This is a genomic window from Streptomyces flaveus (genome assembly GCF_014647675.1).
Classification (GTDB): Bacteria; Actinomycetota; Actinomycetes; order Streptomycetales; family Streptomycetaceae; genus Streptomyces; species Streptomyces flaveus.
In genome coordinates, this window is the sequence record NZ_BMPQ01000015.1 from 187,501 (window position 1) to 202,580 (window position 15,080).

General features: G+C 69.8%; 13 protein-coding genes and 1 pseudogene. 8 read left to right on the top strand and 6 right to left on the bottom strand.

Annotation, left to right across the window (positions count from 1 at the left end; all coding sequences use genetic code 11):
* Positions 1-129: 129 nt before the first annotated feature.
* Complete coding sequence (serB, locus tag IEZ21_RS27340) at positions 130-1,335, bottom strand: phosphoserine phosphatase SerB (protein WP_189324531.1); 1,206 nt, start codon at positions 1,333-1,335, stop codon at positions 130-132.
* 145 nt (positions 1,336-1,480) lie between these two features.
* On the bottom strand, positions 1,481-3,250 hold the full coding sequence (locus IEZ21_RS27345) for a streptophobe family protein (protein ID WP_281399529.1): 1,770 nt from the start codon (positions 3,248-3,250) through the stop codon (positions 1,481-1,483).
* 242 nt (positions 3,251-3,492) lie between these two features.
* Here IEZ21_RS27345 and IEZ21_RS27350 point away from each other — a divergent pair, with 242 nt between their 5' ends.
* The gene (locus IEZ21_RS27350) at positions 3,493-6,033 is read left to right on the top strand and encodes an ABC transporter ATP-binding protein/permease (RefSeq protein ID WP_189324560.1); all 2,541 of its coding nucleotides are present in this window, start codon (positions 3,493-3,495) and stop codon (positions 6,031-6,033) included.
* A 120-nt stretch (positions 6,034-6,153) separates the two neighbouring features.
* Here IEZ21_RS27350 and IEZ21_RS27355 read toward each other — a convergent pair whose 3' ends face one another.
* Complete coding sequence (locus IEZ21_RS27355; protein WP_189324532.1) at positions 6,154-6,927, bottom strand: transglycosylase SLT domain-containing protein; 774 nt, start codon at positions 6,925-6,927, stop codon at positions 6,154-6,156.
* A 298-nt stretch (positions 6,928-7,225) separates the two neighbouring features.
* On the bottom strand, positions 7,226-8,383 hold the full coding sequence (locus IEZ21_RS27360) for an S-adenosylmethionine:tRNA ribosyltransferase-isomerase (RefSeq protein WP_189324533.1): 1,158 nt from the start codon (positions 8,381-8,383) through the stop codon (positions 7,226-7,228).
* Between IEZ21_RS27360 and IEZ21_RS48485 the strand changes: the two genes are divergently transcribed.
* Positions 8,382-8,504, top strand: a complete 123-nt coding sequence (locus tag IEZ21_RS48485) for a hypothetical protein (RefSeq protein WP_281399530.1) — start codon at positions 8,382-8,384, stop codon at positions 8,502-8,504. The two genes, IEZ21_RS27360 and IEZ21_RS48485, sit on opposite strands and share 2 nt — an antisense overlap.
* Positions 8,505-8,510: 6 nt before the next feature.
* Here the strand turns inward: IEZ21_RS48485 and IEZ21_RS27365 are convergent, their stop codons facing one another.
* Positions 8,511-9,209, bottom strand: a complete 699-nt coding sequence (locus IEZ21_RS27365; protein ID WP_189324534.1) for an SDR family NAD(P)-dependent oxidoreductase — start codon at positions 9,207-9,209, stop codon at positions 8,511-8,513.
* Positions 9,210-9,396: 187 nt separating this feature from the next.
* On the opposite strand from IEZ21_RS27365, the gene IEZ21_RS27370 reads away from it, so the two are divergent.
* The 3 genes from IEZ21_RS27370 (at position 9,397) to IEZ21_RS27380 (ending at position 11,602) form a co-directional block, all read left to right on the top strand.
* Entirely contained in the window at positions 9,397-10,542 is a 1,146-nt protein-coding gene (locus IEZ21_RS27370; RefSeq protein ID WP_189324535.1) for a GAF domain-containing sensor histidine kinase, read from the top strand.
* Positions 10,535-11,176, top strand: coding sequence for a response regulator (locus IEZ21_RS27375; protein ID WP_189324536.1), 642 nt, complete (start codon positions 10,535-10,537; stop codon positions 11,174-11,176). The genes IEZ21_RS27370 and IEZ21_RS27375 overlap by 8 nt, the downstream gene beginning before the upstream one ends.
* 183 nt (positions 11,177-11,359) lie before the next feature.
* Positions 11,360-11,602 carry a chaplin gene (locus IEZ21_RS27380; RefSeq protein ID WP_033317759.1) on the top strand — a complete coding sequence of 81 codons (243 nt, stop codon included), beginning with the start codon at positions 11,360-11,362 and terminating at the stop codon, positions 11,600-11,602.
* Between the two features lie 187 nt (positions 11,603-11,789).
* Here IEZ21_RS27380 and IEZ21_RS27385 read toward each other — a convergent pair whose 3' ends face one another.
* Positions 11,790-12,569, bottom strand: coding sequence for an Rv1486c family protein (locus IEZ21_RS27385; RefSeq protein WP_189324537.1), 780 nt, complete (start codon positions 12,567-12,569; stop codon positions 11,790-11,792).
* A gap of 121 nt (positions 12,570-12,690) precedes the next feature.
* On the opposite strand from IEZ21_RS27385, the pseudogene IEZ21_RS27390 reads away from it, so the two are divergent.
* From IEZ21_RS27390 to IEZ21_RS27400, 3 genes and pseudogenes are all read left to right on the top strand, one after another.
* A pseudogene (locus tag IEZ21_RS27390) lies at positions 12,691-13,215 on the top strand (ABC transporter ATP-binding protein); the annotation flags it as partial.
* A gap of 339 nt (positions 13,216-13,554) precedes the next feature.
* Positions 13,555-13,986 carry an NfeD family protein gene (locus IEZ21_RS27395; protein ID WP_189324538.1) on the top strand — a complete coding sequence of 144 codons (432 nt, stop codon included), beginning with the start codon at positions 13,555-13,557 and terminating at the stop codon, positions 13,984-13,986.
* 129 nt (positions 13,987-14,115) lie between these two features.
* Complete coding sequence (locus tag IEZ21_RS27400; protein WP_189324539.1) at positions 14,116-15,051, top strand: SPFH domain-containing protein; 936 nt, start codon at positions 14,116-14,118, stop codon at positions 15,049-15,051.
* Positions 15,052-15,080 lie beyond the last annotated feature (29 nt).

Below are 15,080 nucleotides of genomic sequence, written 5' to 3' on the forward strand. Positions count from 1 at the left end.
CTGAAGGAGGCCGCAGGCCTTCCTTTCAGGGGCGCGGTGCCGTGTCAATTTGCGGCTCCGCCGCGCGGGCGCGACCAGCCACAACGAACCCGCAGCTTAAAACTGCCCAACCCAGCGGAGCGCCCCCGCTCAATCCACGTGCATGTCCGCCGCCTCGACCTCTTCGCGGGTGACGCCGAGCAGGTACAGGACGGTGTCGAGGAAGGGGAAGTTCACGGCGGTGTGCGCGGCCTCGCGGACGACCGGCTTGGCGTTGAAGGCGACGCCGAGACCGGCCGCGTTCAGCATGTCGAGGTCGTTCGCGCCGTCACCGATCGCCACGGTCTGGGCCAGCGGTACGCCCGCCTCGGCGGCGAACCGGCGCAGCAGCCGCGCCTTGCCCGCGCGGTCCACGATCTCGCCGGTGACCTTGCCGGTCAGCTTCCCGTCGACGATCTCCAGCGTGTTGGCCTGGGCGAAGTCGAGCCCGAGCCGCTCCTTGAGATCGTCCGTGACCTGCGTGAACCCGCCCGAGACGACGCCCACTTGGTAGCCGAGCCGCTTCAGCGTACGGATCAGCGTGCGCGCCCCCGGCGTCAGCCGCACCTCGCTGCGCACCTTGTCCACCACGGAGGCATCGAGTCCTTCGAGGAGCGCCACGCGCGCGTGCAGTGACTGCTCGAAGTCCAGTTCGCCCCGCATCGCCGCCGCCGTCACCTCGGCGACCTCGTCCTCGCAGTCGGCGTGGGCGGCGAAGAGCTCGATCACCTCGTCCTGGATCAGCGTCGAGTCGACGTCCATGACGACCAGGCGCTGGGCGCGCCGGTGCAGCCCCGCCGCGACGACCGCCACATCGACACCGAGGGCCGCCGCCTCGGTCACCAGGGCGGTTCGCAGAGTCTCGGGCTCCGCACCGGACACGGCGAACTCGACCGCGGTCACGGGGTACTTGGCGAGCCGGAAGATACGGTCGATGTTGCCGCCCGTCGCCGTGATCCGGGCGGCAATGGCGGCTGTCGACTGTGCGGTGAGCGGGTGCCCGAGCACGGTGACGAGCGACCGGCCGTGGCCACGCGGCCGGTTGTCGCCGCGGCCGGAGATGATCTCGGCCTGGAGCTTCAGGGACTCCGCCCAGCTGTGCACCGTGGCCCGCAGCCCGCCTTCGAGGCCGGCCGGCGGCTGGGTCACGAGCGCGCACAGCACGATCCGGCCACGGGTGACGACCTGCTCGATGTCGACCACGTCGACCGAGTAGCCGGCGAGGGTGTCGAAGAGTCCGGCCGTGATGCCGGGCCGGTCCTTGCCGAAGATCTTGACGAGGAGGGTGGGGGCGTCGGAGGTCTGCGAAGCGCTCATGGTTTTCCCACAGTAACCGGCACGCAGTGCCCCTGCTTCTACGGTCCGCCCAGCGGACGGGAAACAGTCGGTGTCATCTCGGTGACCTCGCCCTTCCCGACGCATGACGCCCACAAGACCCCCATCGGCGTATGCCGAAGCCCCCTCAAGGCCGCCCGCGAGGCCTGGGTGGAGGCGGCGGTTCCTCCGGTGGCGGAGGGGGCCCGTCCTGGGACGGCCCGCGCCTGGGGCGCGGCTTCGGGGCGGGGGGTGGCGTGTAGGGGCCCGCGACCGTGGGAGCGCCGTACACGTCGGGTGGGTGCCCGCTCTCGGAGGGCCGGGCGCCGGGACGCTGGGGGCCGGGAGGCCGCGCACCGGGGTGCCGCCGTCCGTCCTCGGGCTCCCGTAAGCCGTCCGGGAGGTGCAGGTACGGGTTGGTGTCAGGGTTCGACGGCCGGTACGAGGGGGCGGGGCTGTAGGGGCCCGGCGGCTGTTCGGGGCCCCCCGCGTACGGCGGTGCGACCGGCTCGGTCGGCTCCGTCGGCGGCACCTCCGCGTCCCCCCGTGCCAGCGGTGCCGCGCGCCGTCCGGCGGCCCCGGCGGCGCAGGCGAGCAGCGCCCCGGCCGCCCCCGCCCCCGCGCCCCACAAGGCGCCGAGCAGCAGTGCCATGCCCAGCTGCCCGTGCAGCTCGATGCCGGCGTCGAACGCGTCGACGCCGAGGACGGACAGCGAGGCGTCCACGGACACCCCCGTCAGCCAGGCGAGCAGCGGCAGCGCGAGCGCCGTCACGATCCCCAGCCGCAGCGCACAGCGCCCCGCGAAACCGAGGGCGGCCCCCCGCTCGCGTACGAATGGCGTACGCACCGCGGTCAGCACGCCCGCGTACAGCATCATCAGCGCGGTCGCGATCCCCAACAGCCAGACCCGGCTGTCCAGTTCGGCCAACCGCCCGAGCGTCACGGGCTGGTCGGAGGACAGGCTCAGCAACTCGTCCAGCGGGGCGGGCAGGAACTGGATGAGCCCGCCCGAGGCCGAGCCGTCCCACGGCACGAAGAGCCCGATCGGGACGCCCAGCCACACCCCGTTGGGCGCCCCGAGCAGCGCGGCGCCCGCGATCCGTTTCGGATGGTCGTCGCCGGTCGCCGCGTACGCCGCCGCCGCGAGCCCCGCGAGGACCGCCACGAGCAACACCGTGACCAGCGCGGACGCGGCCGGCCGCACCAGCCGGTGCACCGCCTCCCAGCCGCGCGGCAGCGGCGTACGGCGTGAGGCCAGCAGCGCGATCAGCAGAACGCCGAGCACCCACACCGCACCGCCGAGCAGCGTCGGCACGGTGTCGACGGTGAAGCCGACCTTCGCGTTCGCGTCCGCGAGGTCTCCGAGCCGGTCGGGCAGCAACCCACCGATGTCACCGAGCCCGGGCACCTCGACATCGTCCGGCAGCCCGCCACCCGGCAGCTGGTCGAGCCCGAGCGAGCCGCCGTCAATCGTGATCACGTCGTGACCGGCCCAGGCGAGCCCACCCAGCATCGCCACGAAGAGCACCACGACCGCGCCCGCGCGCGCGACGAGTTCACCGGGCGAGATGACAACTCCCGCTCCGCGCAAGGAGCGTAGGAAGAACCAGGCCAGCAGAAGCGCACCCACGAGGCTCACTCCCAGTGGCGTGATCTGGAGGGCGGTCTCCGCCTCGGCGCCTTCAAGGCCGAAGGCCGACACATCGCCGGACGGCGTCACCGAACCACCCGCCCCGAGCGCCACCACAGCCGCGGTCATCGTCCCGAGCGAGCCTGACGCGTCCGCCTCCAGCAGATGCAGCCCCAACGCGGCCACGCCCGCCATCCCGATCAACGCCCAGCTCACAGCGGCGATCGCGGACAACAGCACATCGCCCACCGGCAGTCGCCTGCCGTCCCTCGCGGTCTCGTAGCTCACGTCAGCCCCCCGACTTCGCGCCGCGACGTCTCCACCGGGGATGTCCCCCTCGCGTGGGATTACCACTCTCCGGGTCGGTTTGAACACAGTCAACGCAAACGGACAAGCCGCCCGTACGCGGTCATCACGAGGCCCGACTTTCGGTCAGAGGGGTCGTCCTGAAATAGTTCCCCCCGATGTTCGACATCCCTAGACTCCCTGTGATGGGGGTAACTCGGGGGACAACTCACGTGGGGCATGGAGTGCCGGAACTCGTACTGGAATTGAATGGACGGACCTGGACGCTCGATGCGTCCAGGCCATACGCCCTCGGACGCGATCCGCAGGGAGACATCGTGCTCGACGACGCCAGGGTGTCCTGGCGTCACGCCACGATCAGCTTCAACGGCCGCAGTTGGGTCATAGAGGACCACGGCAGCACCAACGGCACCTTTGTGCAGGGCCACCGGATCCACCACATGGAGATCGGTCCGGGTTCGTCCGTGAACCTCGGCAACGCGACCGACGGCCCGCTCGTGAACGTATCGGGCGCCGGTGCGGCCTCGGCCGCACCGCAGGCACAGCCCCAGCAGCAGCCGTACGCCGCGCAGGGTGCGGGAGCGGCAGGCTGGGCGGCCCAGCAGGCGCCGCCGCAACAGCAGTCCCCGCAGCAGGGCCGGCAGCAGCCGCCGCAGGTCCCGCACCAGGGACCGTCGGAGTCGTACGCACAGAAGGTTCCCGGTGGTGGCGCGGGGGCGCCGCCGGTCTACGGCGACCGCAGCCCCACCACGTTCCACCAGCTGGCCCTCGGCCGGGTGATGCGCATCGGCCGTGCGCTGCAGAACGAGCTGGTCGTCTCCGACCTGCAAGTCTCCCGCCACCACGCCGAGTTCCACGCGACGCCCGACGGCCGCTACGAGATCCGCGACCTCGGCTCGCACAACGGCACGTACGTCAACGGCATGCCGATCGCCAAGGGCGGCTCCGCGCTGCTCGGCCCGAACGACATCGTCGGTGTCGGCCACTCGACGTTCCGTCTGGTCGGCGACCGCCTCGAGGAGTTCGTCGACACCGGTGAGATCTCCTTCTCGGCCCGCCATCTGACGGTGACGGTCGACGGCGGCAAGCAGATCCTCAAGGACGTCTCCTTCGGCGTACCGGAGAAGTCGCTCATCGCGGTCATCGGCCCGTCCGGCTCCGGAAAGTCGACGCTCCTGAAGGCACTCACGGGCTACCGCCCCGCCAACCAGGGCGACGTCCTCTACGACAACCGGAACCTCTACAAGCAGTTCGCCGAGCTGCGCCAGCGCATCGGTCTGGTCCCGCAGGACGACATCCTGCACAAGGAGCTGACCGTCAAGAAGGCCCTCAAGTACGCGGCCAAGCTGCGCTTCCCCGCGGACACCACGGGCGGCGAGCGCGAGGCCCGTATCGACGAGGTCCTGCGCGAGCTCAAGCTGGACATCCACAAGGAGAAGAAGGTCACCTCCCTCTCCGGCGGCCAGCGCAAGCGTGTGTCGGTGGCCCTGGAGCTGCTGACCAAGCCCTCGCTGATCTTCCTGGACGAGCCGACCTCCGGCCTCGACCCGGGTATGGACCGCGATGTCATGCAGCTGCTGCGCGGCCTCGCCGACGACGGCCGTACGGTCCTCGTCGTCACGCACTCCGTGGCCGAACTGGCGATCTGCGACAAACTTCTGGTCATGGCGCCCGGCGGCTCGGTGGCCTACTTCGGCCCGCCCGAGGAAGCCCTGAACTTCTTCGGCTACGACACTTGGGCCGATGTCTTCTCCGCCTTCGAGAACTACCGCGACTACGACTGGGCAGACCGCTGGAGGGGCTCGCAGCACTACCAGATGTACGCAGCGGACATCGACGCCGTCGCCGCGCAGTCGACGCAGATGCCGCCCGCCCAGTCGATGCGTCCACCGAAGCCGCAGGGCTGGGGCTCGCAGTTGTTCACCCTGATCCGCCGCTATGTGTCGGTGATCGCGTCCGACAAGGGCTTCCTGGCGCTGACGGTGATCCTGCCGGCGGTGCTCGGCGCGGTGAGCCTGCTCATCGACCCGGACAAGACCCTGCTGGTCAACGAGAACCCGAAGACCGGCAGAATCATCCCGAACGGCACGGCCACCACGGTCCTGCTGATACTCGCGGTCGGCGCGTGCTTCGCGGGCGCCGCCAACTCCGTCCGCGAGCTGATCAAGGAACGGGTCATCTACGAGCGGGAGCGGGCGACCGGCCTGTCGCGCTCCGCGTATCTGATGTCCAAGGTGATCGTCCTCGGTGTGATCACGGTGCTGCAGGGCGCCATGGTCGGCGCGATCGGCTTCTCCAGCCGGACGATCCCCGACGAGGCCCTGATCTTCGGCACCGGCAAGCTCGCCGTGATGCTCGAGCTCTCCATTCCGATCATGGCGCTCGGCTTCTCCTCGATGATGTTCGGCCTGGTCATCTCCTCGCTGGTGAAGACCTCCGAGAAGACGATGCCGCTGCTGGTGATGTTCGCGATCGTCCAGGTCGTGTTCACCGGCTGCCTGTTCATCCTGCACGGCGCGCTCGGCGTCAACGAGTTCTCGTATCTGATGCCCTCGCGCTGGGCGGTCGCCGCCGCCGGTACCACGCTGGACTTCAACCGGATCAGCCCGAACACGGATGACCCGGGCAACACGGACCCGCTGTGGGAGCACACGGCCTCGGCCTGGGGCATGGACATGGCCGCGCTGATCTTCCTCGGTGTCATCTGCGGCTTCTTCGTGGCCCGCTTCCTGCGCCGCCATGAGCCCGAGGTCATGCGCAAGTAACTCCCGTGCGGCAACGACTCCCGTACACGAACGAGGCGCGGCATCCGCCGGGATGCCGCGCCTCGCCGTCTGCGCTGAGCGCCTCGCTGTCTGTGCTGAGGCCAGAGGTCCGCATGGGACTCAGTACGCGCTGTTGACGTTGTCCATGGAGCCGTACCGGTCGGCTGCGTAGTTGCAGGCGGCGGTGATGTTGGCGACCGGGTCGTAGATGTTCGAGGACGTGCCTGGGACGTGGTACGTCTGGAAGGTCGGCGGGATCACCTGCAGCAGGCCCTTCGAGGGGATGCCGTTGATGGCGTTGATGTCCCAGTTGTTGATGGCGTTCGGGTTGCCCGAGGACTCGCGCAGGATGTTGCGCTTGATGCCGTCGTACGAGCCCGGGATGCCGTTCTTCTTCATGACGTCGAGCGACTCGCGGATCCAGCCGTCGAGGTTGTTGCCGTAGCTCTTCGCGGCGACCGGCTTGACCTGCGCGCGCTGGGCGGACCGGCTCGCGGCCTCCTTCGCCTTGCGCTCCTGCTCGGCCTTCTTCTTGGCGTCCTCAGCGGCCTTCTTCGCGGCGGACGTGGCCTGCGTGAGGGCGTCGTTCAGCTGCTTCTCGACGCCGCCCTTCACATCCTCGACCTGCTCGGAGCTGAAGGCCACCGAGGAGGCGGAGACGGACTCGGTGGTGCTCGGCTGGGAGCCGCCGCCCGGTACGAGGGAGAACGCGAGGGCCGCGGCACCGAGACCGGCGACACCGGCGACCCCGAGCTGATGCTTCTTGGGCAGCTTCTGCCTGGTGGTGTTCAGCTTCTGCCCGGTGTGGGTCAGCTTCGTCCTGGTCTGCTCGGTGAGCTCGGTCAGCTTGGCGAGGGTGGGGCGATGGCCGGAACCGGCGGTGTACTTGGGCATGACTGAAGGACCTCTTCGAATAGCGCGGAGGTCGCTCTCGGGCCGGAGGGGACATTGCTGGTTCCGGCACAACGCCGCGGGCCAAAACCCGCGGCGTCGAGCGACGGGAGCAATTCTTAGCGGCCGCAAAATCCTGTGGCAAAGGTGTGACGTACGAAGCCGGATAGTGGACCCCTAAAGGGCAAAACGGGGCAGACTGGAACGTCTGCCCCGCTCGTATGGGGTGTTTGTACCTCCTAGCGGCCTTCGTACGTGATGTGCGTCCTATGCGAGGGCTCACATTCGGCGCGTGGCAGTCTCACCAGCAGTTGCTGACGCAATGCTCTGCGTGAGGATTCGCAGACTCCGCAGTCCTCTCGGACTCCTCGGACGGCAGGACGAGATGCATGTCGCCGAACTCGTGCCACAGGTAGCGGCCGCGCAAGGCCTCGTCGTAGCTGCGCCGGATCGCCGCCGGTCCCGCGATCGCCTCCAGCATCAGCAGATGCGAGGCCTCCGGTTCGTGCAGCCCGGTGAGGAGCCCGTCGACCACCCGCACCCCGCGCTCCGGGGTCACCACGAGATCGGTCCAGCCCTCCGCCGCCCGTACCACCCCGTCGGGGCCGGCCGCGGACTCCACGGACCGTACGGCCGTCGTACCGACCGCGAGGACCCTGTAGTCCCCTGCCCTCGCCGTGTTGATCAGCCGTGCCGACGCTTCGGGCACCGCGAAGCGCTCCGGATACGGCGGCTCGTGCGCCTCCGGCGACGCGACTCCGGTGTGCAGCGTGATCGGGGCGAACTGCACGCCCCGGCTCACCAGCTCCGCCACCAGCCGCGGCGTGAAGGGCCGCGCGGCACTCGGCATCTCCGCGCTGCCCGCACCGTCCGCGGACGGCAGCGCGAACACCGTCTGGTACGCCGACAGGGGCTGGTCCCGTTCCGTGTACGAGTACCGAATGGGCCTCCCGTGCCGCCGCAGCAACCCCGGGACGTCCGGTTCCGACACCCGCGCCCACCACAGCCGGGGGCTCCGCGTGCTGAGAGGCTCCTCCAGGACGAGCCGTACGTCACCGGGGAGGCGCACCTCCGTACCAGCGGGACCTCCCGCACGCGCGCGCGTGGTGCCCGCTTCGTCGGGGTCCCGCAGCTCAACGGCCCACCGCCCGTCCTCGCCCCGCGTGGAGAAATGCACCACCACGCGCGCGTGCCCGAGCCGTCCGTCCACTGCCGCCGCCAGCGTCGACGAGGTGTTCACGACCAGTAGATCCCCGGCCCGCAACAGCCCCGGCAGCTCCGCGAACGCGTGATGGGACGCCTCCTCCGCTCCACGCGACACAAGCAACCGCACCCCGTCCCGATCGAGCCCGGCCCCCCGCTCCTCGACTGGCACCCGGGCCGACAACTCCTCCGGAACCTTCCCCCACTCTCGGCTTCTCCCCCACTCTCGACTTCGCTCGAGCGGGGGGACCCCCATGAGCGAGGGGACCCCCATCGCGGCCGTCATCGTGCCCCCAGCAACGAAGGCGCTCCACAACGACCGCTCACCGGCCACGCAGACGCAGACACTGCCGCGCCGGGCCGTCCGCCGGTGGTGATGCCCGTCACCGGGTCACCTCCAGAAGCGCGGGTGCCGCATAGCGGCCACTGGCCGGCCGCTCCTCGAGCAGCCGCAGAAACGCCGGGACGACGCTCGCCGGTGCCGACCGCGGATCCTCGTCGTCCGGTACGGCCGCCGCGTACAGATCCGTGTTCATGTCGCCCGGGTCGACCGCCCAGACCCGCAGCCCGGGCTCCTCCTCGGCGAGCACCGCCGAGACATGGTCGAGGGCCGCCTTCGACGCCCCGTAACCGCCCCAGGTCTCGTACGCCTCGGCCGCCGCGTCCGAGCTGATGTCGATGACCGTCCCGGCCGCCGAGTCCCGCAGCAGCGGCAGCGCCTCCTGGATGAGGCCGAGCGCCGCGACCACGTTGACCTCCAGTGCCCGCCTCAGCCCGTCCAGCGCCAGGCCCTCCAGCCGTACGAGCGGTTCGGCGCCGAGCGCGCTCGCGTTGTTCACCAGCAGATCGAGGCCACCGAGCCGCCGCGCCGCCGCCACCAGCGCCGTACGGTGCGCCGCGTCCGTGACGTCCCCGGGCAGCGCCTCGACCCGTACCCCGTGCTTGCCGAGCGCCGCGGCCGTCTCATGGAGCACCCCCGCCGTCCTGGCGTCGAGCACCAGCTCCCAGCCGCGCTCCGCCAGGGCTTCGGCGAGCGCCCGCCCCAGCCCCTTCGAAGCCCCTGTGATGATCGCTACCGGCATGACATCCGTCCCCTCGTCCCATGACCGCCACTCCCGGCGGCTGCCTTCAACGTAGGAACCGGGCTGTCCCCACCGCCTCGGACGCGAGCCGCAATGATCGGGGCCCTTTGCCCTAGGCCCACCGGCCTACGCAGGGGCAGCCACAGGTCCGATACGGGCTGTCACACCCGGCGGGTACGTTGAGGTCATGAGTCAAGGACCCCGGTCGGGCCTGGCCGCGGTGAGTTCCGCGCTGCTGGCCATGAGCAGGCACCTCGAGGTGCGCGACGTCCTCAAGACGATCGTCGCCTCGGCCCGCGAGCTGCTCGCCGCCGAGTACGCGGCGCTGGGAGTCCCCGACGACCACGGCGGCTTCGCCCAGTTCGTGGTGGACGGCGTCAGCGACGCCCAGTGGAAGGCCATCGGCCCGCTGCCGCGCCAGCACGGCATCCTCGCCTCGATGCTGCACGAGGCCCGGCCGGAGCGCCTCGCCGACGTGCGCAAGGACCCCCGCTTCGAGGGCTGGCCGGGCGCCCACCCGGAGCTCGCCGACTTCCTGGGCCTGCCCATCCGCGACGACGACGAGGTCATAGGCATCCTCTTCCTCGCCAACAAGCAGTGCCCGAAACCTGAGGGCGGTTGCGGCTTCACAGAGGAGGACGAGGAGCTCCTGGCGATCCTCGCCCAGCACGCCGCTATAGCGCTGACCAACGCCCGCCTGTACGAGCGCAGCCGCGAACTCACCATCGCCGAGGAGCGCTCCCGGCTCGCGCACGAACTGCACGACGCCGTCAGCCAGAAGCTGTTCTCCCTGCGCCTGACCGCCCAGGCCGCGGTAACCCTGGTCGACCGCGATCCGGCCCGCGCCAAGGGCGAACTCCAGCAGGTGGCCACGCTCGCCGCCGAGGCCGCCGACGAACTACGCGCCGCCGTCATCGAGTTGCGCCCCGCGGCCCTCGACGAGGACGGTCTGGTGGCCACGCTGCGCACCCAGATCCAGGTTCTCGACCGCGCCCACTCCGCCCGCGTGACCTTCACCGGCCGAGGCGTACGAGCCCTGCCCTCCGCCCAGGAGGAGGCCATGCTGCGCGTCGCCCAGGAGGCCCTGCACAACGCGCTGCGGCACTCCGGAGCGACCCACGTCGACGTCACCCTCGACAAGCGCGGCCCGGGAGCGGCCCTGCGCGTCACCGACGACGGCAGCGGCTTCGACCCCAAGGCGATACGACGCGCGGGACGCCACCTGGGCCTGGTGTCCATGCACGACAGGGCGAGCGGAGTCGGCGGCCGGCTGACCGTGGAATCGACGCCCGGAAAAGGCACCACGATCGAGATGGAGGTCCCCGGTGGCTGACGCAATCAAGGTGCTGCTCGTCGACGACCACCAAGTGGTCCGCCGCGGACTGCGCACCTTCCTGGAGATACAGGACGACATCGAGGTCGTGGGAGAGGCGTCCGACGGCACCGAAGGTGTGGCCCGGGCCGAGGAGTTGAAGCCCGACATCGTCCTTATGGACGTCAAGATGCCGGGCATGGACGGCGTCGCGGCCCTGCGCAAGCTGCGCGAACTCGACAACCCCGCGCGCGTGCTCATCGTCACCAGCTTCACCGAGCAGCGCACGGTCGTCCCGGCCCTGCGCGCGGGCGCCGCCGGATACGTCTACAAGGACGTGGACCCCGACGCCCTGGCCGGAGCCATCCGCTCCGTCCACGCGGGACACATACTTCTGCAACCCGAGGTGGCCGACGCGCTGCTGTCCCAGGAGGACTCCAACCTCGGCCAGGGGAGAGGCGGTTCACTCACCGAGCGGGAGCGGGAGGTGCTCGGCCTGATCGCCGACGGCCGCTCCAACCGCGAGATCGCCCGCGCCCTCGTCCTCTCCGAGAAGACGGTCAAGACACACGTCTCGAACATCCTGATGAAACTCGACCTCGCCGACCGCACCCAGGCCGCCCTGTGGGCCGTACGCCATGGGGTGACCGGCTGATCCCCGCTCCGGCACGCTTGCTTGACGACTCCCTGACGACAATATGGAGGGTCTCGTTCCGGGCTGAGATTCATACCGTCGTGGGAATGTCACTCGGATGGCGCATCCTCCGCGGCTCTGAGCCGTTCTCCAGTGCGTGCTGCGGCGCCTGCCGCAGTGATCACAAGGGAGGGCTTGAGAAAAGTGAAGAACCTGAAGAAGGCCGCAGCCGTCGCGATGATGGCCGGTGGCCTGGTTGCCGCCGGTGCCGGCTTCGCGTCCGCCACCGACGCGCACGCCTCCGGCCAGGCCGTGGGCTCGCCGGGCATCGCCTCGGGCAACCTCGTTCAGGCCCCGGCCGACATCGACGTGAACGCGGTCGGCAACACCGCGAACGTCATCGGCATCCTGAACCCGGCGTTCGGCAACGAGGGCTTCAACGGCTGAAGCACTCCCGGGTCAGCAGTGACCACCGGCCTCCCAGATACCTCTGGGGGGCCGGTCCGCGTTGACCTCCGGCCGTCGGGCTGAGCGCCTCGTAAGGGGCGCGGGGCTGTATCTATATGCGGCTCCGCCGCGGGGCGCGACAAGCCACAACGAACCCGCACCTTCAAACCGCACCCCCAGCGGAGCGCTACCGCTCGCGTTCCTCAACGAACGCGTTGTACGCCGCCACCTGTGCCCGCCGAGCCGTCCGCTCGACCGGCCGCAGAGCCTCGGAGCGCGCCGTCATCTCCGAGGCGCTCACCGCTCCGCCGTGGCCGTTCTCGTACGCCACCGAGATGAGCAGCCCGACGCGCTGGGCCAGCTCCAACACCCGTACCGCACGCGGCGGATAGCCAGGAGCCAACACCTCGCCACCGCGCTCGGCCCGCGCCCGGTACGCGTCGATCGCCGCCTCCGCGACCGGACCCGAACCGGCCACGTCGAGCCGCGACAGCATGTCGGTGGCGTCACGCAGCGCCTCCGCGAGCTCCCGCTCGGCCTCGCCGAGAGACGGCACATCGGCGGGCGGCGCCTCGCGCACCGCCAGACAGTGCCAGACGACCTCCACGTGTACGTCGCCTTCAGGACCGGCCTCGGACACCTCGGGCACCAGGCCCAGTGCCGCGCCATGGCAGACGACCGCCTCCTCGGCCTCCAAGGCCCGCGCGTTGAACTCCGGCGGTCCGCTCAGCCCGAGCGGATGCCCCGGCGCGGGCAGCGCGACCCGAAGCCCGGTCATCCCGAGCCCGCGCAGCCGCCCCAGCGCGAGCGTGAGTCCGACCGGCCCCGTCTCGCCGGGCAGCCCCTCGACCCGGTGCACGGCGTCCTCACCGACGACGGCGAGGACCGCGTCGTCCGGCGAAACAAACCCGGCCAACAGGGCATTTCCCCATGCGGCCAGCCGTCCTGAGCGTGGTTCCGAGAGCATGCCCCCACCCTAAGGACCGGCCGATGGAAAGGTGCGGGGGACCGGTGGCGTAGGTTTTCCCTGGGGGCTGCGTCCACAGACGTAAGCGACGGCCGAGACTGCAATGGGAGACAGCGCGCTCATGAGCGATGTTCTGGAGCTGGAGGACGTATCCGTGGTCCGGGAGGGCCGGGCTCTGGTGGACCAGGTCTCCTGGTCGGTCAAAGAGGGGGAGCGCTGGGTCATCCTCGGTCCCAACGGTGCCGGAAAAACGACCCTTCTGAACATCGCGTCCAGCTATCTCTTCCCCAGCAGTGGCACCGCCACCATTCTCGGTGACACCCTCGGCAAGGTCGACGTCTTCGAACTGCGCCCCCGCATCGGCATGGCCGGCATCGCCATGGCGGAGAAGCTCCCCAAGCGCCAGACGGTCCTGCAGACCGTGCTGACCGCCGCGTACGGGATGACGGCCGGCTGGCACGAGGACTACGAGGACATCGACGAGCAGCGTGCCCGCGCCTTCCTCGACCGCCTCGGCATGAGCGACTACCTCGACCGCAAGTTCGGCACGCTCTCCGAGGGCGAGCGCAAGCGCACCATGATCGCCCGCGCCCTGATGACCGACCCCGAACTGCTGCTCCTCGACGAGCCCGCCGCAGGCCTCGACCTCGGTGGCCGCGAGGATCTCGTACGCCGTCTCGGCCGTCTCGCCCGCGACCCGATCGCCCCCTCGATGATCATGGTCACCCACCATGTCGAGGAGATCGCACCGGGCTTCACCCACGTCCTGATGATCCGTCAGGGCAAGGTGCTCGCCGCGGGCCCACTGGAACTCGAGCTCACCTCCCGCAACCTGTCGTTGTGCTTCGGCCTCCCGCTCGTCGTCGAGCAGGTCGGCGACCGCTGGACGGCCCAGGGCCTGCCCCTGTCCTGACGGGCTCGAACGTCTGTACCAAGTTGATCGGCGCCCTGTCGGCGACCCGACCTGCGGACCTACCATGACCATGTGGACGACATCGACGCATGGGTGTGGTGGCTGATCGCGGCGGCCGGGCTCGGAATCCCGCTCGTGGTGACCGCGATGCCGGAGTTCGGAATGCTCGCCGTCGGCGCCGTGGCGGGCGCCCTGACCGCAGGACTCGGGGGTGGTGTGGTCCTCCAGGTCGTTGTCTTCGCCGTGGTCTCGGTCGCGCTCATCGCCGTCGTACGCCCCATCGCGGCCCGGCAACGCGCCCAGATGCCCCAACTCGCCACCGGCATAGACGCGTTGAAGGGCAAGCAGGCCGTCGTTCTGGAACGGATCGACGGCTCCGGAGGCCGGGTCAAGCTCGGCGGGGAAGTCTGGTCCGCGCGCTCCCTCGACACCGGCCGGACCTACGAAGTCGGCCAGGAGGTCGATGTCGTGGACATCGAAGGTGCCACGGCAATCGTCATATAACTTCGCGCAGCGTTCCGTGGCCGGAACTCCCCATGGGGAGTTGTGGTCTGACACACTCATCCAGCAAGATCTTCAACAATCACAGGACCTTCCGGAACGCCGAGGCGGAGAAGGGTACGGGGAGCCACGATGGAACCGATCATCATCGTCCTGATCATTCTGGTGGTGTTGGTCTTCATCGCGCTGATCAAAACCATCCAAGTCATCCCACAGGCCAGCGCCGCCATCGTCGAGCGCTTCGGCCGCTACACGCGGACCCTCAACGCGGGACTGAACATCGTCGTCCCGTTCATCGACTCGATCCGCAACCGCATCGACCTCCGCGAACAGGTCGTGCCCTTCCCGCCGCAGCCGGTGATCACCCAGGACAACCTGGTCGTGAACATCGACACGGTCATCTACTACCAGGTCACCGACGCCCGCGCGGCCACGTACGAAGTCGCCAGCTACATCCAGGCCATCGAGCAGCTCACCGTCACCACGCTCCGCAACATCATCGGCGGCATGGACCTGGAGCGGACCCTGACCTCCCGCGAGGAGATCAATGCGGCCCTGCGTGGCGTCCTCGACGAGGCAACCGGCAAGTGGGGCATCCGCGTCAACCGCGTTGAACTCAAGGCGATCGAGCCACCCACCTCCATCCAGGACTCGATGGAGAAGCAGATGCGCGCCGACCGCGACAAGCGCGCAGCGATCCTCACTGCCGAAGGTATCCGCCAGTCCGCCATCCTCACCGCCGAAGGTGAGAAGCAGTCCGCGATCCTGCGCGCCGAAGGTGAGGCCAGGGCCGCCGCACTACGCGCCGAGGGCGAGGCCCAGGCGATCCGTACGGTCTTCGAGTCCATCCACGCCGGAGACGCGGACCAGAAGCTCCTCGCCTACCAGTACCTCCAGATGCTGCCGAAGATCGCCGAAGGCGACGCCAACAAGCTCTGGATCGTGCCCAGCGAGATCGGCGACGCCCTCAAGGGCCTGAGCGGCGCCATGGGCAACTTCGGCCCGATGGGCGGCAACTCGTCCGGCGGAGGCACAGAGCGCCTCGAGAAGCCAACTGTCACCGACTGACGTCGTACGCAGTCGTACGCATGCGAAGG